Origin of the sequence: Streptomyces sp. NPDC029526, from assembly GCF_040637405.1 — a bacterium.
Classification (GTDB): domain Bacteria; phylum Actinomycetota; class Actinomycetes; order Streptomycetales; family Streptomycetaceae; genus Streptomyces.
Genome location: NZ_JBEZWE010000006.1, coordinates 349,543 through 374,595, shown reverse-complemented (window position 1 = coordinate 374,595; position 25,053 = coordinate 349,543). Strand labels below are relative to the sequence as shown.

Annotated in this window: 14 protein-coding genes; 10 read left to right on the top strand and 4 right to left on the bottom strand. The window is 69.2% G+C overall.

The window, feature by feature from the left end; translation table 11 throughout:
* Nucleotides 1-329 precede the first annotated feature (329 nt).
* On the top strand, nt 330-2,252 hold the full coding sequence (locus AB0F01_RS17725; RefSeq protein WP_362096007.1) for a DUF2075 domain-containing protein: 1,923 nt from the start codon (nt 330-332) through the stop codon (nt 2,250-2,252).
* Nucleotides 2,253-2,306: 54 nt separating this feature from the next.
* Here the strand turns inward: AB0F01_RS17725 and AB0F01_RS17720 are convergent, their stop codons facing one another.
* Complete coding sequence (locus tag AB0F01_RS17720; RefSeq protein WP_362096004.1) at nt 2,307-2,435, bottom strand: DUF6408 family protein; 129 nt, start codon at nt 2,433-2,435, stop codon at nt 2,307-2,309.
* A gap of 411 nt (nt 2,436-2,846) precedes the next feature.
* Here AB0F01_RS17720 and pglW point away from each other — a divergent pair, with 411 nt between their 5' ends.
* Both pglW and pglX read left to right on the top strand, forming a co-directional pair.
* A complete protein-coding gene (pglW, locus tag AB0F01_RS17715; RefSeq protein WP_362096001.1) occupies nt 2,847-7,523 on the top strand; it encodes a BREX system serine/threonine kinase PglW in 4,677 nt (1,558 codons plus the stop codon).
* Nucleotides 7,520-11,137: a BREX-2 system adenine-specific DNA-methyltransferase PglX gene (gene pglX, locus AB0F01_RS17710; protein WP_362095998.1), complete on the top strand. Its 3,618-nt coding sequence runs from the start codon at nt 7,520-7,522 to the stop codon at nt 11,135-11,137. The genes pglW and pglX overlap by 4 nt, the downstream gene beginning before the upstream one ends.
* On the opposite strand, the gene AB0F01_RS17705 is transcribed toward pglX, so the two are convergent.
* Nucleotides 11,064-11,657 (bottom strand): ATP-binding protein, encoded by a 594-nt coding sequence (locus AB0F01_RS17705; RefSeq protein ID WP_362095995.1) that lies wholly within the window; start codon nt 11,655-11,657, stop codon nt 11,064-11,066. The two genes, pglX and AB0F01_RS17705, sit on opposite strands and share 74 nt — an antisense overlap.
* A gap of 162 nt (nt 11,658-11,819) precedes the next feature.
* Between AB0F01_RS17705 and AB0F01_RS17700 the strand changes: the two genes are divergently transcribed.
* From AB0F01_RS17700 to AB0F01_RS17690, 3 genes are all read left to right on the top strand, one after another.
* Nucleotides 11,820-12,650 carry a helix-turn-helix transcriptional regulator gene (locus AB0F01_RS17700; protein ID WP_362095992.1) on the top strand — a complete coding sequence of 277 codons (831 nt, stop codon included), beginning with the start codon at nt 11,820-11,822 and terminating at the stop codon, nt 12,648-12,650.
* Nucleotides 12,647-12,841, top strand: coding sequence for a DUF397 domain-containing protein (locus AB0F01_RS17695; RefSeq protein WP_362095989.1), 195 nt, complete (start codon nt 12,647-12,649; stop codon nt 12,839-12,841). Before AB0F01_RS17700 ends, AB0F01_RS17695 begins: the two co-directional genes overlap by 4 nt.
* Before the next feature lie 245 nt (nt 12,842-13,086).
* Complete coding sequence (locus AB0F01_RS17690; protein ID WP_362095986.1) at nt 13,087-13,962, top strand: hypothetical protein; 876 nt, start codon at nt 13,087-13,089, stop codon at nt 13,960-13,962.
* A gap of 71 nt (nt 13,963-14,033) precedes the next feature.
* On the opposite strand, the gene AB0F01_RS17685 is transcribed toward AB0F01_RS17690, so the two are convergent.
* Together AB0F01_RS17685 and AB0F01_RS17680 are read right to left on the bottom strand one after the other, a co-directional pair.
* Entirely contained in the window at nt 14,034-14,672 is a 639-nt protein-coding gene (locus AB0F01_RS17685) for a DUF6879 family protein (protein WP_362095983.1), read from the bottom strand.
* Nucleotides 14,665-14,934: a hypothetical protein gene (locus tag AB0F01_RS17680; protein ID WP_039986430.1), complete on the bottom strand. Its 270-nt coding sequence runs from the start codon at nt 14,932-14,934 to the stop codon at nt 14,665-14,667. Before AB0F01_RS17680 ends, AB0F01_RS17685 begins: the two co-directional genes overlap by 8 nt.
* Before the next feature lie 229 nt (nt 14,935-15,163).
* Between AB0F01_RS17680 and AB0F01_RS17675 the strand changes: the two genes are divergently transcribed.
* The 4 genes from AB0F01_RS17675 to pglZ all read left to right on the top strand — a co-directional run bounded on the left by AB0F01_RS17675 (nt 15,164) and on the right by pglZ (nt 24,868).
* The gene (locus AB0F01_RS17675; RefSeq protein ID WP_362095980.1) at nt 15,164-15,574 is read left to right on the top strand and encodes a hypothetical protein; all 411 of its coding nucleotides are present in this window, start codon (nt 15,164-15,166) and stop codon (nt 15,572-15,574) included.
* Entirely contained in the window at nt 15,571-17,706 is a 2,136-nt protein-coding gene (locus AB0F01_RS17670) for a tetratricopeptide repeat protein (RefSeq protein WP_362095978.1), read from the top strand. The genes AB0F01_RS17675 and AB0F01_RS17670 overlap by 4 nt, the downstream gene beginning before the upstream one ends.
* Before the next feature lie 383 nt (nt 17,707-18,089).
* Complete coding sequence (locus tag AB0F01_RS17665; RefSeq protein WP_362095975.1) at nt 18,090-21,974, top strand: phage resistance protein; 3,885 nt, start codon at nt 18,090-18,092, stop codon at nt 21,972-21,974.
* On the top strand, nt 21,971-24,868 hold the full coding sequence (pglZ, locus tag AB0F01_RS17660; RefSeq protein ID WP_362095972.1) for a BREX-2 system phosphatase PglZ: 2,898 nt from the start codon (nt 21,971-21,973) through the stop codon (nt 24,866-24,868). Before AB0F01_RS17665 ends, pglZ begins: the two co-directional genes overlap by 4 nt.
* The last annotated feature ends 185 nt before the right edge of the window (nt 24,869-25,053 follow it).

Below are 25,053 nucleotides of genomic sequence, written 5' to 3'. Positions count from 1 at the left end.
GCCACCCGCTACGACAAGACCGCCGAGTCCTACCAAGCAGCCGTCACCCTCGCATCGCTGCTGATGTGGGCGTGACATTTGACGACAACTCCTAGCCGCATGAGTCACTCGTGTTCTGGGGGACCCATCTCGTGTCCATGCTCCTGCTGAGACTGCCAGCGCAGGATCTGCTGACTTTGAACGCACGGCGCCGAATGGTGCCCCACTTGGCCGCTCGCTGGCGGCACTTCCGAGGCGCCGATGCCTCGCAGTCGGAACGTTCCGCCTGGGCCGAAAGCCTCGTGTGTCTTGCCGAGGACCTGGTAGCAGCCGGACGCGGCAACGTTGAAATGATCGTCGAGTGTGCCGTCACTGTCGACGAGGCCAACCGTCCCGGCGACCCCCGACTCATCGACGTGGTTCTTCTGGGCCAGCATCCCGTCGAGAGGCGGCTGTCCGTCCAACTGGTGGAGTTGAAGCGTTGGTCAACGGTCACCACAGTGGATCGGGCTACCGTGGAAGAGGTGCATGTACCAGGGGCAGGGCGGAAGAAGCACCCCGCTCTGCAGCTGCGCGAGTACTACGAAGGATTCACCGGTAGCAGGGGACCGCTGCACGGACTGGACTTCGAGTGCGGCGGGTTCGCCTATCTGCACAACGCTACCGAAGACTCCGTCCGCCCCCTGATCGCCGTGAATGCACCGACCGGTGCCTACGCCCGCGTGTACACGAGTGACCAGCGCGAGCGGTTGATATCCGATTTCCGTGAGCACTTCGCCGACGGAGGTGGTGTGCCCGCGACTGAGTTGCTTCTGCAGAGGATAGGTGTACGCAACACGCCCCTGCTTGACGCCATGATTTGCTCCCGGGGAGAGGATACGGTCTTCACCTTGCGCGGCAGGCAAAGGAAGGTTGCCGACCAAATCGTGGACAGGGCGGGCAGAATCTTACCGGATCTGGAGTGCCCAGCCCTCGTGCCGGATGACCGACGAGTGGTCTTCCTGGTCATCGGCGGTCCCGGTACGGGAAAGAGTGCCATCGGCCTCCAAATCAAGGCGGAGCTGGAGGCTAGCGGTCACACGGTCAAGTATGCCAGCGGCAGCCCAGTGTTAAACGGCGCGATCCAAGAACACGTCGGCTACGGGGACCGGGAGTTCAAGGAGAGCTTCACCTACTTCAGCAACTTCGTCACCCCGCCGGACCCGCCCCTGGACGTGCTCATCTGCGACGAGGCGCAATCACTGAGGGAGCGCTCCGCGAGCCGTTTCTGGAAGCCTGAACAGCAGGGGAACAAGCCCCAAGTCGACGAGTTGCTCGACTCGTCTCGCGTCACCGTCTTTTTCCTCGACGAGGACCAGAGCGTGCGGCCGAACGAGGTCGGCACTGTTGATCTGATCGAGGACGTGGCGCGACGGCGCGACGCCACTCTCGTCCGATACGCACTCAGGGAACAGTTCCGCTGCGGCGGCAGCGACTCCTACGTCCGGTGGGTACGGGCCGTGTTGGGGGTTTCGAACGAGGAACCGGAGCAGTGGACGCCAGATGGGCTGATGCACGTGGAGGTCGCCGACAGCCCTGAGGAACTCGAACGGGTCATTCGCACCGAAGCGCTGGCCGGGGCGTCCGCCCGTATGGTCGCGGGGTACTGCTGGCCGTGGACGAAACCGATCGGCAAGGAGCGGCGACTGGAGGCCGACGTGCGGATCGGGGACTGGCACCGACCGTGGAACGCGGACAGCAGCGCGTTCTGCGAGAACGGGGCGCCGCCGTCCAGGATCTGGGGCGTGCACGAGAAGGGGCTAAACCAGGTCGGTTGCGTGTACGCGGTTCGGGGTCTCGAGTGGGACTGGTGCGGGGTGATCCTGGGGGGAGACATGGTGCGGCGGGACGGCCGATGGGTGTTCCGTCGGGGTAAGGAACGGAAGGATCCGGACACCGGTGTCAAGCGGGTCGCCGTGTCGGGGTCGTTCGACCCCAAGGTGAGAGCCGACAGCATAGGCGACGAGGAGTTCGCTCGGCTGGTCTGCCGCGCCTACTACGTGCTGATGACCCGGGCCAGTCGGGCGACGGTGCTCTACTCGACGGACGAGGAGACCCGGGCCTACCTGAAGGAGATGGTCGGCGAGGTCCAGGTGGACGGACTGCGGCCCACCTGGGAGAACCTGCCGGTGGAGGCACGCGTCCCGCACCTGCCCCGGCCGCGCAGGGGGCGGCGCATGCGCAAGAAGCGCCGCAACGCGGACTCGCAGGCGCCCGACTCGTATCTGTTCTGACGCGCACCGTCTGCACGGGGTGTGGCGGGCTCTCCGGGCCCGCCACGCGCCTGCTCAGAAGAACAGGCGTGCTGCCGCCATCAGGGCCGCCACCACGAGCTGGGTGACGGTTCCCGCGGCGACGTCGACCAGGATCTCGCGAAGCCGGTGACGACGTGCAGGCTTGTACTCGACGGGATTCATGGATGACCACTCCTTGGCGTGAGTTGGGAATGGCAGGGATCGCCCCACCGGGCATCCGCACTCACGCCGCGTGCTCGGCACGCAGCGGAAACCACTCGTCAGCCACAGCCGGGGACCGGTATCCGAACCCGCAGGTACCCTCCGGGAAGGTGCGCAGCGGAAGTGACCGTAGTGCACCACCGTTGAACCCTCGCGGTTTTCGGCCACGGGCACGTGCACGACCGCATGCGGGTGCGGTGTCCGCACGGCTGTGTGGAGAGTGGCACTCCATTGTGACCATGCGGGCTGTATGTCCTATAGTCCCGTCCTTCACCGCCTCTTTTCATGTCACAGGCAACCACTAGGATCTGCCCGAGGGCCCGACCATGGGGAACGGCGGTCCTTGGAGGACACGAGGAGCGGGGAACAGGCATGCGGGAAGGCCGGTGGGTCACGGTCACCGAGTCCGAGTTCGAGCATGAACGCCGCGGCCTGGAGGCGATCCGCCAGAAGCTGCCGGACTCCGATCCCTGGCGGGCCTGGTCGAACTTCACCTTCACCGCGAACACCGGCCACGTCCGCGAGGTCGACCTGCTGGTCGTCGCCCCCGGCGGCCTGTGCATGATCGAGCTGAAGGACTGGCACGGTTCGGTCACCTCCGAGAACGGCACCTGGGTCCAGACCACCCCCGGCGGCTACCGCCGCACCCACGGCAACCCGCTGCACCTGGTCAACCGCAAGGCCAAGGAGCTGGCCGGCCTGCTCGCCCAGACCGGCGCCAAGCGGGTCTGGGTCGCCGAGGCGGTCTGCTTCACCGACAACAGCCTCCGCGTCCGGCTGCCCGCCCACGACCAGAACGGCGTCCACACCGTCGACGAGCTGGTCGACATGCTCAGGCAGCCCCCGCGCGACGAGCGCCGCCGCGTCACCGCGATCGGCTCCCGCGAGATCGCGGCGGCCCTGAAGAGCATCGGCATCCGCAAGAGCGACGCCCAGTACAAGGTCGGCCCCTACGAGCTGGAGCGGAAGTCCTTCGACTCCGGAGAGACCTGGGCGGACTACCTGGCCCGCCACAGCGACCTGCCCGAAGCCGCACGCGTGCGGATCTACCTCAGCGAGCGCGGCTCCGACGCCTCCCTGCGCCAGTCCGTCGAGAACGCCGCCCGGCGCGAGGCCGCGGTGCTGGGCCGGTTCAAGCACCCGGGTGTCGTCCAGCTCAAGCAGTACTTCCCCTCCGGGCACGCCGCCGGCCCCGCGCTGATCTTCGACTACCACCCGGACACCCTGAAGCTGGACGAGTACCTTGTCCGGTACGGCGAGAAGCTGGACATCCTCGGCCGGATGGCACTGGTGCGCCAGCTCGCCGAGACGATGCGCTCCGCGCACGCCAGCCGCATCCACCACCGCGCGCTCGCCGCCCGCTCCGTCCACGTCGTCCCCCGCCCGCGCGGCCGCAAGGGGCAGGCCGTCGGGGAGGAGGCCGCCTGGCTCACCCCGCACCTGCAGATCTCCGACTGGCAGATCGCCACCCAGCGCAGCGGCGACTCCTCCCAGGGCCAGGGCATGACCCGGTTCGCGCCGACCGCCCTGTCCGCCCTGCACCTGTCCCACGACGCCGACGCCTACCTCGCGCCGGAACTCACCGCCCTCAACCCCGACCCGGTCCACCTCGACGTGTACGGGCTCGGCGTCCTCACCTACCTGCTGGTCACCGGAAAGGCCCCGGCCGCCGGCCAGGCCGAACTGCTGGCCCGCCTGGAGGCGGGCGAGGGCCTGCGCCCCAGCTCCCTGGTCGACGGCCTCTCCGAGGACGTGGACGATCTGGTCCAGGCCGCCACCGCCTACCGCCCCGGCCAGCGCCTCTCCAGCGTCGATGAGTTCCTGGAACTGCTGGAGGTCGTCGAGGACTCCCTCACCGCCCCCGCCGCGGCCCTCGACGGGCACGCCGAGGAGGAGACCGGGGAGAGCGCCGACAAGGACCCGTTGGAGGCCGTCGCCAGTGACGTGCTCGCCGGCCGGTGGGAGGTCCGCCGCCGCCTCGGCACCGGCTCCACCAGCCGTGCCTTCCTCGTCCGCGACCTGGAAGCGGAGACCCGCAGGACGCGCCCGCTGGCGGTGCTGAAGGTCGCCCTGTCCGACAGCCGCGGCGAGATCCTCGTCCGCGAGGCCGAGGCCATGCGCCACCTGCGCCCCCACTCCGGCATCATCCGCCTCGTCGAACCCGAGCCCCTGCACATCGCCGGCCGTACCGTCCTGGCCCTGGAGTACGTCGGCGACGAACGCGACGACGCCGGTGAGGGCCCAGAGGGCGCATCCCGCCCGCGACGCCGCGAGGAGACCGTCGCCCGCCAGCTCCGCGAACACGGCCGCCTCCCGGTCGACCAGCTCGAGGCGTACGGCGACTACCTCTTCGGCGCCGTCGACTTCCTCGAGGGCGAGGGCGTCTGGCACCGGGACATCAAGCCGGACAACATCGCCGTCCGCATCCGCCCCAACCGCACCCGCGAACTGGTCCTCATCGACTTCTCGCTGGCCGGCTACCCGGCGAAGAACACCGACGCGGGCACCGACGGCTACCTCGATCCCTTCGTCGACGTCATCACGCGCGGTTCGTACGACTCCCACGCCGAGCGGTACGCCGTCGCCGTCACCCTGCACCAGATGGCCTCCGGCGAGCTGCCCAAGTGGGGCGACGGCAGCGTCCTGCCGCGCATGACCGACCCGAAGGAGTGGCCGTACCCGACCATCGCGGCCGAGGCCTTCGACCCGGCCGTGCGGGACGGGCTCGTCGCCTTCTTCCAGAAGGCCCTGCACCGCGACGCGGGCAAGCGGTTCCCCGAGCTGAAGCCGATGCGGGACGCCTGGCGCAAGGTCTTCCTCGACGCCTCGCAGACCGTCCCCTCCAGCCACCGCAGCCGCCACACGACGCCCGCCGACGGAACCGCCCCCGCCGAGGGCACCGCCGCGGCAGCGATCGCGGACGCCGAGCCGGAGACCGCCGAACAGCAGCGCGACCGCCTCGCCGCCGAGGTCACCCGCGACACCCCGCTGACCGTCTCCGGTCTCACGCCCGCCGCCCAGTCCTTCCTCTACGGCCTGGGCCTGACGACGGTCGGTGAACTCCTCGACTACAGCCGCCGCAAGCTCGTCAACGCCCCCGGCCTCGGCGCCAAGACCCGCAACGAGGTCCAGCAGCGGCAGCGCGAGTGGGGCGAGCGGCTGCGCGAGATCCCCGTCTCCCCGCTCACGGCAAAGGGGCGGGCGGAGGCGAAGGAGGAGCTGGAGCAGCTCACCGCCGCCGAGTCCGCCCTCGTCGGGCAGCTCGCGACGGGCGAGTCGGCGGGCGCGCTGTCCGCCCGCACCCTGCGCTCCGTCAGCCTCGACACCCTCGCCACCGTCCTCGTGCCGGCCGTCAACAACAACGGCTCCAACCGCAACAAGGCGGAGATGGTGCGGCTGCTGCTGCGCCTGCCCGACGAGCACGGCGTCCTGCCCGACATCGGCGTCTGGCCGAAGCAGAAGGATGTCGCCGACGCGCTCGGTCTCAGCCACGGCCGCATCCCGCAGATGCTCAAGGAGGAGCGCAAGCGCTGGAAGGCGGAGCCCGCCGTCCAGGCACTGCGGGACGAGATCATCGACCTGCTGGAGAGCATGGGCCGTGTCGCCTCCGCCGTGGAGATCGCCGACGCCCTTGCCGTCCGCCGCGGCACGCACCTCGCCGGGCGCGAGCAGCGGCGCGCGATGGCCCTGGCGGCGGTACGGGCCGTCGTCGAGGTCGAGCAACTGGTGCCGCAGGAGGCCGAGTTCCAGCACCAGCCGAACCGCAAGGCGACCGACGAGTCGCTGGGCGCCGGCCTGCTCGCCCTCGACGTGCGTGAGAACGACGCCCCGGACACCCCGACCGCGCCCGGCCTGCTCGACTACGCGACCCGCCTCGGCAGGACGGCCGACCGGCTCGCCCGGCTGGACACCCTGCCGACGGCCGCGACCGTCCTGGCCGAACTGGGCGCGCTGACGGTCCCGCCCGGTGCCGTCGACTGGGACGAGCGGCGCATGGTGGAACTGGCCGCCGCCGCGTCGGTTAACGCCGCAGCCACTCCGCGCCTGGAGATCTACCCGCGCGACCTGTCGCTCGTCCGAGCGCTGCGGCTCACCCAGGCCGGACTCGTCCGCTGGATCCCGGGCGTTCCGGACGGGCGGCAGCCCGGCCTGACAGGCGAGGACGTGCACGAGCGGGTCCGGGTCCGCTTCCCCGAGCTGGTCGTCCCGGACGGGCGCGGCGGCACGACCCACGAACTGCCGACCGGCGGCCCGCTCACCAAGGCGCTGCGCGACGCGGGCTTCGAGCTGTCGCTGAGCATGCGCGAGGACACGGGCACGCTGCGCTACCTGCCGACGCGGGTGGAGGACACCTCCAGCTACCTCACGACGGGCGCGTGGCGGCAGTCGACGCGCACGGGCACGGTGACGCGGTACGCGGACGACCCGCAGCTCGCGGGCGCGGTGCGTGCGGAGGAACGGCTGCTCGCCTCGGCCCGCCGGGACGGGTACCGGGTGCTGACCGTACGGCAGCAGCTCGTGCGGGACGCGGTACGGGAACTGGGTTCCGAACGGCTGGGCGCGCGGGCGGTGTCGGTGACCGAGCTGTTCCTGGAGGCCCTGCACGGGCAGGTCACGCCGGGCACCAAGCCGACCTGGGAGACCCTGCTCAAGGCGGACGCCGCCGAGCCGGGCTCGAAGGGCGCGGTGCGGTTCGCGGAGTACGCGCGGACGGCATGGGGCTCGGTCGAGCCCCGGATCGCCGAGCTGCTGGGCAACGGTGGCGGCGGTGCGGGTCCGGTCCTGCTGACGGAGGCCGGGGTGTTCGCCCGGTACGACGCGATGGGCGTCCTGGACCGGCTGGCGTCGGCGGCCCGGCGGGGCGGGCGGGGGCTGTGGCTCCTGGTCCCGCAGAACGACCCCTCGCGCGAGCCCCGGCTCGGGCAGGCGGCCGTGCCGTACCAGGTCGGCCTGGGGGAGTGGATCCAGCTTCCGGACACGTGGGTGGGCAACGCTCACCGCGGGTCCGGCGAGGTTGTGGCTAGTGGTGTCGAGGGAGACGCGAAGTGATCGACCGCAAGGCTCTGTTGGACGACCTGAAGCAGCAGGTCAAGGCGGTCGAGGCCGACCTCGGCAAGCAGGTGAAGGCGCTCGGTGAGGTCGGCGCGCGGCTGCGGGCCGAGTACGACCAGGCGCGCAAGCTGGGGCGCACGGCGGCGACGTGGAACTCGTGGCTGGACGAGCGGGTCACGCAGGTCGCGGTGGCGTGGGTGCTGGGCACGGTCTTCGTGCGGTTCTGCGAGGACAACCGGTTGATCCCCGAGCCGTACCTGACGGGGCCGGACGGTGACCGGCGTGAGCTGGCGGAGTCGCGGTACGACGCGTACGTGGAGTCGGACGACAACCCGACGTACCGCGGTTGGCTGGAGAAGGCGTTCGACGAGCTGGGCCAGGGCCAGGCGGGGCGGCTTCTCTTCGACAAGCGGCACAACCCGCTGTACCAGGTTCCGCTGTCGCATGACGGTGCGCGTGAGCTGGTCGAGTTCTGGCGCCAGCGTGACGAGGCGGGCGTCCTCGTCCACGACTTCACCGACCCGCTGAACGAGGACGGCACGGAGGGTTGGGACACGCGGTTTCTGGGCGACCTGTACCAGGACCTGAGCGAGGCCGCGCGGAAGACGTACGCGCTGCTCCAGACGCCGGAGTTCGTGGAGGAGTTCATTCTCGACCGGACGATGAATCCGGCGGTGCGGGAGTTCGGGTACGAGGGCCTGAAGATGATCGATCCTACGTGTGGGTCGGGGCACTTTGTGTTGGGGGCATTCCGGCGGGTGGTGCGGCTTTGGGGTGAGACCCACCCGGGCATGGATGTGCATGCGCGGGTGCGAGCTGCGCTCAACTCGGTGCATGGGGTAGACGTCAACCCGTTCGCCGTGGCTATTGCGCGGTTCAGGCTGCTGGTCGCGGCTATGGCGGCGAGCAGCGTGCACACACTATCTGAGGCCTCAAAATACGAGTGGCCGATCCATTTGGCAGTCGGAGACTCTCTGATCAAAGCACGGCAGTTGGAACTGACGCTGGGCGGAGATAAGGATGGAAATGACGACCCGCTTGCCTCATTCGCTTATACCACGGAGGACGTACACGAACATCCAGGGATACTTCAACAGGGACGCTATCACGTGGTGGTGGGAAATCCTCCATACATCACCGTGAAGGATCAGAAGCTAAACGCGCTGTATCGGGATCTGTATGACGCTTGCGCTGGCACGTATGCACTTTCGGTCCCCTTTGCCCAGCGCTTTTTCGAGCTTGCCAAGCGTGGCGACGCCGATGGGCGTGGGTATGGCATGGTCGGTCAAATCACCGCTAACTCATTCATGAAGCGTGAGTTCGGGGCAAAGCTGATCGAGAAATTCTTCGCTCATAAGGTCGAGCTGATGGAGGTTATTGATACCTCTGGTGCTTATATCCCCGGTCACAGCACGCCCACCGTAATTCTTGTCGGTAGGTATCGCAGCGGGATTTCGCGCTCCGATATGATCCGAACGGTGCGAAGCATCCAGGGTGAACCGTCGGCGCCTGAGTGTCCAGAAAGAGGCTTGGTGTGGAGTGCGATCGTAAGCCAAATTGATAAGCCGGGTTCTGTCGGTCCTTGGGTTTCTGTGGGGGACCTGGAAAGGCGTCAGTATTTCGATGAGCAGCCCTGGATCCTCACCGATGGCGGTCTCGAAATGGTGGATCTACTCAACAGGGCGGGCGCGCAAAAGCTCAACTCTCTCACAGTAAGCATCGGGCGGACCACTAACAGTGGAGCCGATGATGCATATTTTGTGTCGGATTCGGCGACTGTTCGACGCCTTGGGCTCGACAGTAGGTTTAGGGACCTAGTTGTCGGAGAGTTTGTGCGGGACTATAGTGTCACCAACACGGTCAAAATCGCGAATCCTTACACGGACAGTTCTAATTCTGAGCATGTCGATGAGAAAGAGCCGCTGGTTTCGCGCTTCCTGTGGCCCGCACGCACTGTTCTGGCGAATCGCATTATCTTCGGCAAGCGTGTAACTGATCGATGCCCGTGGTACGTGCATCTGGAGAATTATTCACATAAGCTGAGGACTAGGCTTTCGATTGCCTTCGCCGAAGTGGCAACACATAATCACTTTGTCTTGAGTCGAGGTGATTTGCTCTTTAAGCAAACCTCTCCAGTGATCAAACTTGAAGAAAATGTCGACGAACGTCAGCACCTGGGGTTGATTGGTGTACTGAACAGCTCCACAGCTGCTTTTTGGCTCAAACAGGTGTGTTTCTGTAAGGGCAACGCGACGGCTTCTAGTGGAATGGCGGACCAACCCTGGTCGTGGAACTATCAGTTCAGTGGGGCCAATATTGGATCATTTCCTCTACCGGATGACTTCCCGACAGTGCTGCCCGATGCGCTTGATGCTCTCGCTCATAGACTTTCGTTGGTCAGCCCTATGGCTGTTGCAGCAGATGCCGTCCCGGTAGCTGAAGTTTTGCGCGATGCGCGCAACTCTTGGGCTTCCCTGCGCGCTCGCCTTATTGCCTTGCAGGAGGAACTGGACTGGCAGGTCTACGCCCTCTATAATCTCCACTCCGAAGATCTCCGTGTCTCCGGCGACCCTGACGACCCCAACATTCCCAAACTGGCACTTGGGGAACGCGCTTTTGAGATCGTCCTGGCGCGTCGGGTTGCTTCAGGCGAGGCAAGTGGCGAGTGGTTCAAGCGGCACAACGCCACCCCCATCACGGAGATCCCCGCCCACTGGCCCGCTCCCTACCGCGAGATCGTCCAGAAGCGCATCGACGCCATCGAGTCGAACCGGGCCATCGGCATGGTCGAGCGGCCCGAGTACAAGCGTCGTTGGGCGACCGAGGGCTGGGACGCCCTTCAAGACAAGGCCCTGCGTTCCTGGCTCCTCGATCGCATGGAGAACCGCGACCTATGGTTCGACGATAACGGTCAGCCCGCCATCCTCACCCTGGCCCGCCTCACCGACGCCCTCTCCCGCGACGAGGATTTCGTCTCCGTCGCCAAGCTCTACGCGCCGCGCAAGGACCTTCCCAAGGTCGTCGCCGAGCTGATCACCGACGAGCACGTGCCGTTCCTCGCCGCCCTGCGCTACAAGCCTTCCGGGCTGAAGAAGCGCGCCGACTGGGAGGAGGTGTGGGACCTCCAGCGTAAGGAGGACTCCGCCCCGGACGAGCAGACCAAGCGGAAGATCCGGGACTCCATCCCCGTGCCGCCGAAGTACACCTCGGCCGACTTCCTCCGCCCTTCCTACTGGAAGGCGCGCGGCAAGCTCGACGTGCCCAAGGAGCGGTTCATCTCATACGGGCAGACCAACGCCCCCACCCCCGAGCTGTACGGCTGGGCCGGCTGGGACCACAAGGAGCAGGCGCAGGCGCTAGCGACGTACTTCACCAACACCGCGCTGTCCACCGAGGAGATCACCCCGTTCCTCGCCGGCCTGCTGGAACTCCAGCCCTGGCTGTCCCAGTGGCACAACGAGTTCGACATGCTCTACAGCGGCTCCCCGGCAGACTTCTTCGCCGGTTACCGCCAACAGAAGCAGGGCGAGCACGGACTCACGGACGACGACCTTCGTGGCTGGCGTCCTCCGGCCGCGACCCGAGGGCGTCGCGCAGCAGCGAAGAAGTAGCCAGGAGCAGATCGACATCCGTCGGTTCAGGGGCCACCCGGTGCGTCAGCGGGTGGCCCTTTGTCCGCGTGTGCAGCTCCGCCCACACGGTCTTGCCTGGGGCGGCCTCGCGAGGGCTGACGCCCCAGTCATCCGCGAGGGCGGCGACCAGAAGCAGGCCCCGGCCGGACTCGGACAGCGAGGCGGTTGCCGAAGCGCTGGCGGCCGGGGGCTGTTTCTCAGCACGGGTGTCGGTCACCTCGATACGGAAGGTGCCCTCGACCAGGGTCAGCTGGACGTAGAAGTCCCGGCCGGGGACGTGGCCGTGGCGGACGGCGTTGGCGGTAAGTTCCGCCGCGATGAGGGTGAGCGTTTCGTTGACCGTGGTCGCGTACGGGTGGCCCCAGTCGTTCAGGCGGCGCGAGACGAGTCTGCGAGCGAGGCGCGCACCGCGCGGCGTTGACGTAAAGCGCATGGTGAACTCGCGTTCGGGCGCGGGGTGCTGCTGCAGATGCCCATTCGGGGGAGTTGCTGACTTCATGGGGTCAACGGTGTCGGACTCTGCGTAGCGTTGACCAGGAGCGATGCGCTGACGGGGGCGGGCTGTACACGCCGTTGATGTGCTTGTACGTGGTGTTGGGCGTGACCGGTTCCGGGCCCCGAAGTTGGCTGACATGGGCGGTTGTAAGAGAGGAGCTGCGGCGTGGACGACGAGATTCAGCAGCCGGAGTACGAGGTCGGGACGGGCATGCTGTGCGTGTTCGGACGGCAGTTGAAGCTGTTCCGGGAGCGGGCAGGCCTGGACCGGGCGAGGTTCGGCTCCCTGACCGGGTACTCGGCCTCGACGATCGCGTCGTTCGAGCAGGCAAGACGTATTCCGCCGCCAAAGTTCATCGACCAGGCAGATGAAGTGCTGGCGGCAGGTGGGGTGTTGAGAGCGAGTAAGGAAGAGGTGGCTCGGGCTCAGTATCCTGCGTTCTTTCGCGACGCGGCCAAGTTGGAGGCCGAGGCCGTTGAACTTCATGTGTACGCCAACCAGGCAGTGCCCGGACTCCTGCAGACCGAAGAGTACGCGCGGGCAGTGTTCACCAACTGGCGGCCCCTGCTGCATGAGGACGTGGTCGAGCAGAGGGTCACGGCGCGCCTGGCTCGGCAGGAGATCTTCTCTCGGATGCAGCTGCCCACCATCAGCTTCGTCATCGAGGAGTCGGTTCTGCGTAGGCCACTGGGTGGGTGGGGCGTCATGCGCGGGCAGTTGGAGCAGATCCTGCTTCATGGCCAGCGGCGTAACGTGGAGGTCCAGGTGCTGCCGACCGAGCGGAACGAGCATGCCGGACTGGCTGGTCCGTTCACCTTGATCGAGACGAAGGAAGGGCGGAGGATCGCGTATGTGGAGGCTCAGCAGGACAGCCGCCTCTACACAGCGCGGAAGCCCGTCCGGGAGATCGAGGAGCAGTATGGACTCCTTCGGGCCCAAGCGCTCACTCCCCGCGAGTCGCTGGCCTTCGTCGAGAAGTTGCTTGGAGAGAGATGAACGTCGAACAGACTGTTCCTGAGTCGGCTTGGATTAAAAGCAGTTACAGCAGCGGAGCAGGCGGCGAATGCGTCGAGGTCGCCGCACGCCCCGCCACCATCCACGTCCGCGACTCGAAGGACACCACCCGCGCCGCACTCGCCGTAGGACCCACCACATGGGCTGCCTTCGTGGAGTTCGCGGCACGCTGACAGAGGCGGCACCGATCGCAGGGCCCTCGGCGGGCGTGTGCTTGCCGAAGGCCCTGCGTACCCCACACCCCTACGGCACGCCTTCAGCAGACCCAGCGCCTTGCTCGCCCGCGGTCGCCTTCCCGGACAGTGATCGGCATCGTGAAGGAAGCCGGCTCTCACACCACTGCCACTCTCGTAACGAGGTATCAACGAAGCTGATCCATGGTGATCCTCGCAACGCGGAGGCACTGTAGGTTCCTGCCATGAAGCAGGGTAAAGAGGTCGAGAACCCCGAGTCGCGCTTCTTCGCGGTGCTGCTGGCAGCGGCGAAGCTCCCCGGTGTGCGGATCCATAGGGAGGCGTACCTCCGCAGTGCGCTCGCTCGCCACTGCTCCGAGGAAGAGATCCGACGAGCGATAGAGGAGACTCCCGCTGCCGCGGGCATCACCGTCGAGCTCCTCGACAAGGTCGCCAACGACTCCATCCGCTACGAAACCGCCAAGGTCAGCGCCCTCTCGGCCGCCGCAGGAATACCCGGCATCCTCGCCCTTCCCGCCACAGTGCCCGCCGACACGGCCCAGTATGTCGGCCACATGCTGCGCATCGCCCAGAAGCTCGCCTATCTCTACAGCTGGCCCGAGCTGTTCTCCGACGAGGGCGGTGACGTCGATGACGCGACCAAGGGGATGCTCACGTTGTTCTTCGGCGTGATGTTCGGAACCCAGTCGGCGAACGCCGCCGTGGGGAAAGTCGCGGGGATGCTCGCGGAGCAGGTCGCCAAGGAGCTGCCCAAGAAGGCGCTCACCCATGGGGTCGTTTACCCCATGGTGAAGAAGGTCGCGAAGTACCTCGGTGTCAAGATGACGACGCAGACCTTCGCCAAGGGTGTCTCGAAAGCCATCCCCGTGGTCGGGGCCGTCGTGTCCGGAGGGCTCACTCTCGCGACCTACCTTCCGATGGCCAAGAGGCTCAAGAAGCACCTCGCCGGTCTGCCTCTGGCGGACCCTTCGCACAGAGCATCGGAGGGAGACGTCGTGGACGGCGAAGTCGTGGAAGAACACGAGACGTTCACCCCGGCGGACGCTGAACTGCACGACGCGGACACCACTGCCGTCAAGCTGGAGCAACCCAGGGACTGACGCCGCGCGTGCCCGTCGCCGGGGCGGGGATCCGTCGGCCTGCGGGCTTGCCCATCACCCCGTCCCGCTGATCACCGCTTCCCGCCACATCCCGTTGCAGCTCCGGCCCCTCGCGGCGGGGCCAAGGGGACGATTTCCCGGTTGAAGAAATCGTAGAACCCCTCACCACGTTCATACAGCGCATCGAATCCGGCGTTCGTTTCCCGGATCAGTGAGCTGTCCGTATAGCGATGGGCGCCCGCCGCGTTTCCGTCCTCGTCGTACACGACCTCGTACATGACCACATCGCCGAGAATCACCACTTCCGGAACACGGTGACGCTGCTCGATGCCGGCAATGTCCCGAGCGTCGATGACCTTGATCGCGTCGCCCACGTCCACCCGCGCGCGCAGCACGTGCAACTCCCACTGCACATACGGCGTCACCGGGAACTCCACCACCCGGAGACGGCGGTGCGTGACGCCCAGGTCCGACGCGCGCCGGATTTCCCGGGCGTAGTCCTCGCGCCTCTCGTCGGCCAGGGACAGGGCCCGCTCCCAGTCGCCACCGGCGAAGGCCTCCCAGCTCGGGAAGCCGCGCTCCTGGAAGTGCTGGCCGCGCTCGAGCTTGTTGAGGAAGCCGATCCCGCTGGAGTAGATCCGGCCGAGTTCCGCGTGGTACGTGGGGCGGTCCAGGCGTTCGGAGACGCCGTCGGGGAAGGAGTCAAACACTGGGGATGTCCGGCTTCGCCGCGATGAGCATGTTCCTGGGGATGACCACGAGGCGCTCGTCCGACCCGATCGAGACCCCGTCGGGGAGGTTCCTGCCGAGCGACTGGGTGAGGTCCCGGCCGATGACGGCGACGTCGCCGTTGGCGAGTTCCCAGATGTCCGGGCAGTCAGGAGTTCCGGTGGTGTTTCCCAGTTCCTGGGGCGTTTTTCCCAGGCGTCGCTTGAAACTCGTGTCGGGATCCGCTTCCCACGGCCTGGCCATTTCCCTCGCCCCCTCGATCGGTCGGGAGGGCTCACCGTACCGCGCGAGAAGCCTGACTGACCACGTGTCAGAGCCGGTCTCCAGGGGTATTGGCGAGGATTGGCTCCTCCTTGTTCCCTGCCGCGCAGAGGTGGAATGATATTGATCGCGCTGAAGATCGCGCAAACATCTGACAGGTGACATTTTCCATCTGATGCTGTCGGAAAATAGGGTGAGCGGAGGGGTGGCTGTGGACGCTGAAGTGGCCTTGCTCGCGCAGAGCGCGGGAACCACCTTGGTCGCGTTGATGGCGACCGATGCCTGGCACCACGTGCGTGACGGGATCACGCAGCTCTGGCGCCGGACGCAACCGGAGCGCGCCGACACCGTCGCCGCCGAGTGGGAGGCCGGCCGCGAGGACATGCTCGCCGCCGCGGCCACAGGCGACCAGGAGACCCTGGACGAACTACGGCTTCAATGGCAGGGGACGGTACGGCGGCTGCTCGTCGCCCGGCCCGCCGCCGTACAGGAACTGCGCGCCTTGCTGGACCAGCTCGATCCCGACGGCTCGGCCGCCCGGCGGATCACCCAGCACGCCACCGCATCCGGTCAGGCGCGGGTCTACCAGGCGGGACGTGATCAGCACATCACAGAGCGATGACGGGCGGGACGGACGGTCACGCCGAGGACCACGGACGCGTCTACCAGTCGCACGGCGACCAGCACATCAGCGAGCACCACCACTACAACGACGACGGGCCGGACAACGGCGGGCCGGACTCGGTGCGACGCCCGGCGGTCGGCCGGCTCCCCGTCGCGCTCCGCGACCGCAGCGAGGTGATGGAACGCCTGCGGACGAGCGTGAGGACGGAGCGCGGCGGCCAGGTCTACGTGCTGTACGGAATGGGCGGCTCGGGCAAGACGGCGGTCGCCTGCGCCCTGTTCCAGGAGGTCACCGCGGAAGCGGGCCGGGTGGGCCTGTGGGTCAACGCCTCCGACCGCGCGAGCCTGCGCGCCGGCATGCTCGCCGTCGCCGCCGACCGAGGGGCGGACGACGGTGAACTGCTCGCCGCACGCAACGGTCTCAGACCCGCCGCCGACCTCGTCTGGAAGTACCTCGACCGCTCCGCCGAACCCTGGCTGCTGGTCCTGGACAACACCGACGAGCCGGAGATCCTGCGGGACGGCGACTGGCTGCGCACCAGCCCCCGCGGCACCGTCCTGGTGACCACACGGCGCGCGGCGGCCCGGTGGTGGCCGGGCGCCGAGCTGCAGTACATCGGTGTCCTGCCCAGGGAGGACGCGGCGCTCGTGCTGCGCGATCTCGCACCGCACAGCGGCACGGCCGAGCAGGCGGCGCGGGTCGCGGACCGGCTCGGGCGGCTGCCCCTCGCCCTCACCCTGGCGGGCGGCTTCCTCTCCCGGCAGGTCATCGACCCCTGGACGATGGACGCGTACGGGGACCAGCTCGACTCGGACGAACGGGTGCAGCTCATAGACCGGGGAGCCGACGCCCTGTCCGAAGCGGACCCCCGCCATCTGGTCGGACTGACCTGGCAGCTCACCCTTGACGCGTTCGAAGCGCGCGGACTGCCCGAAGCGGCGGCCCTGCTCAGACTGCTCGCCCGGTTCGCCGCGGAGCCGCTGCCGCTGGCCCTGCTCAACCACGCCGGCATCGGCGCCGTACTGCCTCGGGCCCGGACCGAGACGGCTCTCAGAGCGCTCCTCGACCAGTCACTGTCCGAACTCGTCGACGCCGCGGGCACACGCTGCGTACAGAGTCACGGCATCCTGCTCGACAGCGTCTCGGCGGCGACCCCCGCGGATCTCGTGCCCGCCCTCGACACGACAGCCGTCCGGCTGCTCGACGCGGCCGTGCCCGCCGTACCCGACGCCGGTCCGCACGATCCCCGGCTGCGGCTGCTCGTTCCGCACGCGCTGGCCCTGCTCGGGCACGTCGGCGAGTCGTCCGCCGCCGACGCCCTGGCCGTCACGACGCGGCTGGCCGTAGCCCTGCACCGGACCGGTGACTACGTCTCCGCCCGGGAGACCGCCCGCAACGCCGCCGATCTCGCGCAGCGGCACCTCGGCGCGGACCACCGTACGGTCCTCGCCGCCCGCTCCAGGGCAGGGCGGGCACTGTTCCGGCTGGGCAGGTACGCCGAGGCCGAAGCGGTGCTCCGCACGGTCCGGGACACCCAGGAGCGCCTGTTCGGCGCCGACGACCCCGACACCGCGGACAGCGGCTACGGCCTCCAGCTCGTGCTGGCGAACCTCGGCAGACGGGGGGAGGCCGTCGCGCTGCTCCGTGACACCGTCGCCGGGCGGCGCTCCGCGCTGGGCGCCGCGCATCCGCTGACCCTGCGGGCCCGCGCCGGCCTGCTGGAGATGCTGCCCGCCGCCGAGGTGGTCACCGAGGAGGACGGAGCGCTGCTCTCGCTGCCGTCGGAGTGCGAACGCGTCCTGGGCCCCGACCACACTGTGACGCTCGGCGCCCGGCACAACCACGCGTGGGCGCTGTACCTCCTGGGCCGCTTCGACGAGGCCGACCGGGAGATCCGGCAGGTCGCCGAGGCGTATGAACGGCGGTTCGGACCCGAGTACCCGATCGTGCTCGCCGCCCGGCAACTCCTCTCCCGGACCCGAGCCGCGCTCGGACACAGGGAGGAGGGGATCGCGCTGATGACCGACGTCGTCGAGCGGCGGGACCGCGGCCTGGGCCCCGAGCACCCCTTCACGGTCGCGAGCCGGAACCTGCTGGACGCCTACCGTTCGGGGCGATGGCGGCCGTAGCGCGCCACGGCCGGGACCGGAGCGGTCCGCGCGCGGTGCGGTTGCGCATTCGGCACAGGGCGGAGGGGAGTACCGATGTAGGGTGCTGTGGGCAGGCCGTACGGGTGATGTTCAGTGCGAGGGGGGCGAAGAGTGCAGACGCCGCGAACCCACCCGACCTGACCCGTCCGACGCCGTGAGCGTGGTGTCCGTCCGCTCACCGCACGACCGGACCCGTCCGTGCCGTCGGCCAGGACGGCCGGTCCGCCGCACCGGCCGTCCGTACCCCTGAGCGCCCCGGCCCCACCCCCCCCGGAACGGCCCCGAGCCTCGGCGGCGGACCCCGCGCGGCACCGAGTACGAGCAGCAGCAGCGACCACCGTCAGGGAGAGCGAGAACCCGCAATGGCCCAGCCGCCCCTCCTCCGCGATGTCATCGACATCAAGGAGTCCATCTCCACCTCGGACTTCGTGCTGTCCCTCGCCGAGGCGACGACACCCGAGGGCGCCCAGCACGCGCTCAAGGACTACGTCGTCACCGAGCGGCTGCTGGAGAACTTCGACGAGGCGCTGGCCCTCATCAAGTCCGCGCTGGACGGGCACCGCTCCAAGGCGGCCTATCTCCACGGCTCGTTCGGTTCCGGTAAGTCGCACTTCATGGCCGTGCTGTACGCGCTGCTCAGCGGCAACCCGGTCGCCCGTGCCCGCACCGAGTTCGACCCGGTGCTGACCAGGCACGAGTGGCTGAGCACGGACGGCAAGAAGTTCCTGCTCGTGCCGTACCACATGCTCGGTGCGAAGGCTCTGGAGCAGCGGGTGCTCGGCGGGTACGTGCACCACGTCAAGAAGCTGCACCCGGAGGCCCCGACCCCGCAGGTGTACCGGACCGACTCCCTCTTCGCCGACATCCGCGCCATGCGCGCCCACATGGGCGACGAGGCCGTCATCCGGGGTCTCGGCACCAGCGACGCGGGCGACGGCGAGGAGGACGAGTGGGGCGAGGGCTTCGCCTGGACCCCGCAGCTCCTGGACACCGCGCTCGCGGCCGAGGAGAACCACGAGGCGGGTGTCCACCTCAACCTCACCAACCCCTCCACCCCGTCCGAGCTGCGCGCCAAGCTCGTCAACGACGCCGGCACCAACCTCCTCCCCGGCTTCACCCAGAACGCCGCCGAGGACGAGCACGGCTTCATCTCCCTGGACGCGGGCCTCTCCGTCATCGCCGAGCACGCCAAGTCGCTCGGCTACGACGGCCTGATCCTGTTCATGGACGAGCTGATCCTGTGGCTGGCCACCCTCATCCACGACCAGAAGTTCGTGGCCCGCGAGGCCAGCAAGATCACGAACTTCGTGGAGGGCGGCGACGCCCGTCGCGCCATCCCCGTCGTGTCCTTCATCGCCCGCCAGCGCGACCTGCGCGAACTGGTCGGTGAGGAGGTGTCCGGCGCGGCCGAGTCGTCCATCCAGGACACCCTGAACCTGGCCTCCGGCCGCTTCGACAAGATCACCCTGGAGGACCGCAACCTCCCGCAGATCGCCCACGCCCGCCTCCTCAAGCCCAAGGACGGCGAAGCGGCCAGGCTGGTCGACGCCGCCTTCGAGCAGACCAAGCGCGTCGGCCCGCAGGTCTGGGACACCCTGCTCGGCTCGGAGAAGGGCACCACCGGGGCGGACGCGGAGTCGTTCCGGCTGACGTACCCGTTCTCGCCGGCGTTCATGGACACCCTCGTCCACATCTCGTCCGCGCTGCAGCGCTCCCGCACCGGTCTGAAGCTGATGGGCCAGCTCCTCGCCGACCACCGCGACGAACTCCGCCTCGGCCAGCTCGTCCCCGTCGGCGACCTGTACCCGGTGATCGCGGGAGGCGGCGACAAGCCGTTCACCGACAGCCTGAAGGTCGTCTTCGAGGCCGCCGACAAGCTCTACAAGACCAAGCTGCGGCCCTACCTGCTCAGCTCGTACGACATCACCGAGGACGACGTCGAGCAGTACCGGAACCGGCCCGAGTCCCTCGCCGACCCGAAGAAGCTCAACGGCTGCCGGATGTTCCTCGGCGACAACCGGCTCGTGTGCACGCTGCTGTTGTCCGCGCTCGCCCCCAGTGTGCCCGCGCTGTCCGAGCTGACCATCCGGCGGCTCGGCGCGCTCAACCATGGGTCGGTCCTCGCGCCCATCCCCGGTGCCGAGGTCGGCATCATCAAGAACAAGGTCGCCGATTGGGCCGCCAGGTTCCCCGAGATCAAGGAGACCGGCACCGACGCCAACCCCGGCGTCCGCCTCGAACTCTCCGGCGTCGACGTGGACTCCGTCATCGCCAACGCCCAGGTCAACGACAATCCCGGCAACCGGGTCGCCCTCGCCCGCCGCCTGCTCTCCGAGGAACTGGGCGTCGAGCACGGCCAGTTGAGCGACCAGCTCCACTTCACCTGGCGCGGCACCGCCCGCACCGCCGAGATCGTCTTCGGCAACGTCGCCGACGAGGACGAGCTGCCCGACCACGACCTGATGCCGCAGGAGGACGGCCGCTGGCGCATCGCCATAGACCTCCCCTTCGACGAGGGCGAATGGGGGCCGGTCGAGGACGTCAACCGCATCCAGCGGCTGCGCGAACGCCAGCAGGGCGAGCGGTCCCGCACCATCGCCTGGCTGCCCGCGCACCTGTCCGCGCAGCGCTTCGCCGACTTCCGGCGCCTCGTCGTCATCGACAAGGCCCTCGCCGACGAACACCGCTTCGACACCCAGTACGCCGGTCACCTCAACGCCGACAACCGCAGCCGCGCCAAGGGCCTTCTCGAAACCCAGCGCGAGGCGCTGCTCAAGCAGGTCAAGGGCGCCTTCAAGCAGGCGTACGGCCTCGCCCAGAAGCAGGCCGCCGACGTCGTCCCCGACTTCGACGACCACCTCGTCGCCCTGCCCGACGTCGACGGACTCACCCTGTCCTTCGGGCAGAGCCTGCACGACGGCATCCGGCACGTCGCGGGCAAGCTGCTCGCCCACCAGTACCCGGCCCACCCCGACCTCGACCCCGACGCCACCGGCACCGCCATCAGGCCCGCCGACACCAGGAAGGTGTTCACCCACGTCCGGGCTGCCGCCGAGGCCCGCGACGGACGGATCGAGGTCCCGGCCGCCGACCGCAAGCTCATGCAGCGGATCGCCGGGCCGCTGCGCCTCGGACAGCAGAAGGAGGCGTACTTCGAGCTGTCCCGCTACTGGGCCGACCACTTCCGGCAACTCGCCCGCTCGCAGGGCGTCACCGGGGACCTGTCCCTGATCACGCTCACCGACTGGACCGACCGGCCCGACCCGCGCGGCCTGCCCGACTTCCTCGCCCGGCTCGTCGTCGCCTCCTTCGCCGAGATGGACGACCGGGTATGGGTGCGCGGCGGCACCGTCCTCGACCCCGCGCCCGAACTGTCCGCGATCAAGGACCACGACGCGCTGCGCAGCCAGCCGCTGCCCGCCGAGTCAGACTGGGACACCGCACGGCAGCGCTTCGAGACGATCTTCGGGGCGAAGCCGCCCGCGCTGCGGCGCGGCCGGATGGTCAACCAGTTCGCCCGCCAGATCATCGAGGCCGCCCGCGACCACCGGGACCACGCGGGCGACCTGGTGCACCAGTTGGAGGCCCACGCCACCTTCCTCGGCCTCGACCAGACCGCAGACACCGGACGGCTCGCCCTCGCCCGCCGCTCCCTGGAACTGCTGGACGCGCTCACCGCGGAGGCCGGCAAGGGCGCGGCCGGTGCGAAGAAGACGGTGGAGGCCCTCGCCTCCTTCGACCTGGGCGAGACCAGCGCCGACCGATACGGCACCTCCATCAAGAAGGCCCGCGCCGTCGCCGAGGCCGTCGCCTCCGCCCCCTGGAGCACCCTGGAGCTCGCGGCCGGACTCGGCCCCGAGGGCGAGGCGCTGCTCGACTCGCTGCGCAACGTGGCCCGTGACGACCAGCGCACCGCCGACCTGCGCGACGCCCTCGCCCGCACCCAGCGCGAGGTCGTCGCCCTGATCAAGCGCACCCAGGCCGCCGCCACCCCGCCGCCCACGCCCGTCGCACCCCAGCCCCCCACGGCCGACGGCCAGTCCCTGGACACGCCGACCAGCGACCCGCGCATCCCCTACACCCCGCAGGAGACGCCCTCCCCGGAGAGCGGCGGCACGGCGCGGAAGTCGGGGCGCCGCAGCACGACCGTGCGCCAGGCCGCCGCTGACCTCCAGGCGGACCTGGCCGACCTGGCCGCCCGCCACCCGAACGCGACCATCGAGATCACCTGGCAGGTCATCGAATGACGGACACCGCCACCGTCGCACCAGGCGCGGTCCGGCTGAACACCGCGACCGTCACCCAGTACCTGTCCTCGCAGTCCTCTCTCGCCGCCTCCCTCACGGGGGAGGGCGAGGGAGGCAGGCGCCGGGTCGTGCTGCTGCGGTCCGCACCGCAGTGGGACGGGCCCGCCGAACCCGTCTGGGGCGAGGGCCGCACGGCCGGCGTGGCGGTCGCGCCGTCGCCGCTCGCCGTCCACGAACTCGTCCTCGACCACCTGGCGGGCCGCCGTCCCGGGCCCGCCGTGTTGGTCGTCCTCACCGACCGGGAACAGAACGAACTCGACCCGGCGATCCTCGCCCGCGTCCACAAGCTGCGCATCGACACGGTCGACAGCTGGGACGTCGTCCGCGAAGCGTTCGGCGCCCGGCAGATAGACCCCCGGCTCAAGGACGTCAACTGGGCCGCCGAGGCCCTGCTCGACGCCACCCCGCCCGGCGGCTGGCCGGCCGTGCCCGGCGGCTGGCTGTCCCGCCAGTACGCCCTCACCGCGCTCGCCCAGCGCCGCCTGAGGCTGGGCCGCTACGACGCCGAGGACGGCACCCGCCGCCCCGGCGACGACCGGCTCGACGCCCAGGCCCTGCTGCACTGGTCGACCCGCCCCGGAGCCCCCGAACGGCTCCTCGCCCTGCGCGGTCCCGAACACGCCGGACTGGCCGCCTTCCTCGGAGAGGAGGACCAGGCCGGCCTCGCCGGCCACGCCCTGCTCGCCCTCGTCGACGCCGAGCGCGGCGCGGACGCCGCCGCCTTCGGTCTCGTCTGCGCGGCGCTGTGGCAGCACGCCGAGCCCGCCCCCGAGACCTACCGGGCCAGAGGCCGCGCCGAACGCTACTTCGGCGACCAGCCCCCGGCGACCGGCGACCAACTCGACGTCCTGGTGACCGTCCTCGGACGGGCCGCCGAGGAGTACGTGACCACGCTGCTGGCGGCCGGGCACCGCACCGGTGGCACCGACGCCGACCAGGCCCGCGAGGCACGCCGCACCACCGGCATCGTGCTCGACCGGGCGTCCGCCCTGGCCCGACAGTTCGGCGCGGAGGACGCCGTGGCGGCGAGCCCCGTCCTGCGCGGTGGACTCGAAGCCCGGTTCACCGCCGTCGGCCGGGCTCTGACCCCGGGCGCCACGGCCGCGGTGTCGGACGCCGTCCGCCGCCTGGAGAACCACCGGCTCGCTGCCGAGCCGGAGGAGTCCGCCCGCATCGAACGCGCCCGCATGGGGCAGCGCCTCGCCCGCTGGCTGGCCACCGACCCGTCCGCCGACGCCCCCACCGTCGCCGACGCCATACAGCGGCACGTCGCCGAGACCGGCTGGGTGGACCTCGCCCTGGAGCACATCGAGGCCGGCGGCGACCCGGATCCCGTCCTCAAGGCCGCCTACGACACCCTCGGCACCCGCGTCAGGGACCGGCGCCGGCAGATCGACGCGTCCTTCGCACGCTCCCTGGCGGCCTGGACGGAGGCCGGCACCCAGCCCGGCTCCATGCTCACCGTCGAGACCTTCCTCGACTGCGTGGTCGGCCCCCTGGTCCGAAGTGGGGAGAAGCAACGCGTGCTGTTGCTCGTACTGGACGGCATGAGTGCTGCCATCGCGAGCGAACTCGGTGAGGAACTGCGCCGGACCTGGGCCGAGTTCGACCCGCTGCCGGACAAGGAACCTCGGCGCCGCGCCATGGCCGCCGCACTGCCGACCCTGACCGCCGTCTCCCGCACCTCGCTCTTCGCGGGACGGCTGATGAAGGGTACTCAGGCCGACGAGAAGCGGCTGTTCCCCGCGCACAGACTGTGGGGTGGGGCCCCGGCCGCCGTCTTCCACAAGGACGACCTGCGCACCGAACAGTCCGGGGACACCTTCGGTCCGGCGCTTGCGGAAGCACTCGCCGACAGCGAGACGCATGTGGCCGTCGTGCTCAACACCATCGACGACCGCCTCGCCAAGGAACAGAAGCTCGGCGACGGCGCGTGGCACGTCGACCACGTCGCCGGGCTGCGCGACCTGCTGCGGGCAGCGGCCGCCCAAGGCATGGCGGTGATCCTCACGAGCGACCACGGGCACATCGTCGACCGGCACGGGGTGAAGGTGGACGCCGCGGAGCCGTCGTCGGCCCGGCACCGGCTCCCCGGTGACGTGCCGCTCGCCGAGCCCGAGATCGCACTGTCCGGTCCACGGGTCGTCTGGCCCGAACCCGGAGCGGCCATCGTCGCCCTGTGGGACGCCGACTCCCGCTACACCTCCCTCAAGGCCGGCTACCACGGGGGCGCCTCGCTCGCCGAGTTCACCATCCCGGTCCTGGCCTTCCTGCCCTTCGGCGCGGAACCGCCCAAGGGATGGCGAGAACTGGGTGACCAGCGGCCGCCCTGGTGGTCGGACCGGACGCGGGCCGACGCCTCCACCGTCACCGGGTCGGCACCCGCCCTTGCCGCATCGGCCAGAAGGGCGCCGGCGCGGCCGAAGAAGAGGCAGCCCGAACTGCCGGACAACCACGAGGCGCTCTTCGCGGTGACCGTCACTGCGGGCGGAGCCGACACCCTCGTCACCCCGGCCCTGGTCTCACCGGACGAGACCCTCATCAACGGGCTCCTCGCCTCGGAGACCTACCAGGCCCAGCTCGGCCTCCTGGCCCGCAAACCGCCGCAGGAACAGATCAGGAAGGCACTCGCGACCCTGGTCGACGCGGGCACTCTCCCGGTCACCGCACTCGCCCAGCGTGTGGGACTGTCGCCGACCCGGGGGGACGGCTTCGCCGCAGTCCTGAGACAGCTCCTCAACTACGACGGCGTCCAGGTACTGGAAACCCTCCCGGACGGCCGCACACTCCGCCTTCATCTGCCGCTGCTTCGCGACCAGTTCGGGTTGCGATAACCCACGCCGAGGGATGCTCCGCGGACGTGGTCGGCGAGGCATCCCTCAGGTGGTACGGACCGGCGTGACAGACCGGCGACGAGGGAGAGAAGCTCGGAGAGTCGGTGCAGGTCACGGGTGCATTTCATGATTGCTGCCGGCGTTCGGGCCTGCATTGGCGGCCGATAGCATCTCCACGTGTCGGT

Coding starts and splice junctions, on each gene's coding strand:
- AB0F01_RS17705 (WP_362095995.1), bottom strand. CDS start 11,657: ATGAAGTCAGCAACTCCCCCGAATGGGCATCTGCAGCAGCACCCCGCG.
- AB0F01_RS17725 (WP_362096007.1), top strand. CDS start 330: ATGATCGTCGAGTGTGCCGTCACTGTCGACGAGGCCAACCGTCCCGGC.
- AB0F01_RS17720 (WP_362096004.1), bottom strand. CDS start 2,435: ATGAATCCCGTCGAGTACAAGCCTGCACGTCGTCACCGGCTTCGCGAG.
- AB0F01_RS17690 (WP_362095986.1), top strand. CDS start 13,087: ATGAAGCAGGGTAAAGAGGTCGAGAACCCCGAGTCGCGCTTCTTCGCG.
- pglW (WP_362096001.1), top strand. CDS start 2,847: ATGCGGGAAGGCCGGTGGGTCACGGTCACCGAGTCCGAGTTCGAGCAT.
- AB0F01_RS17680 (WP_039986430.1), bottom strand. CDS start 14,934: ATGGCCAGGCCGTGGGAAGCGGATCCCGACACGAGTTTCAAGCGACGC.
- pglZ (WP_362095972.1), top strand. CDS start 21,971: ATGACGGACACCGCCACCGTCGCACCAGGCGCGGTCCGGCTGAACACC.
- AB0F01_RS17670 (WP_362095978.1), top strand. CDS start 15,571: ATGACGGGCGGGACGGACGGTCACGCCGAGGACCACGGACGCGTCTAC.
- AB0F01_RS17695 (WP_362095989.1), top strand. CDS start 12,647: ATGAACGTCGAACAGACTGTTCCTGAGTCGGCTTGGATTAAAAGCAGT.
- AB0F01_RS17665 (WP_362095975.1), top strand. CDS start 18,090: ATGGCCCAGCCGCCCCTCCTCCGCGATGTCATCGACATCAAGGAGTCC.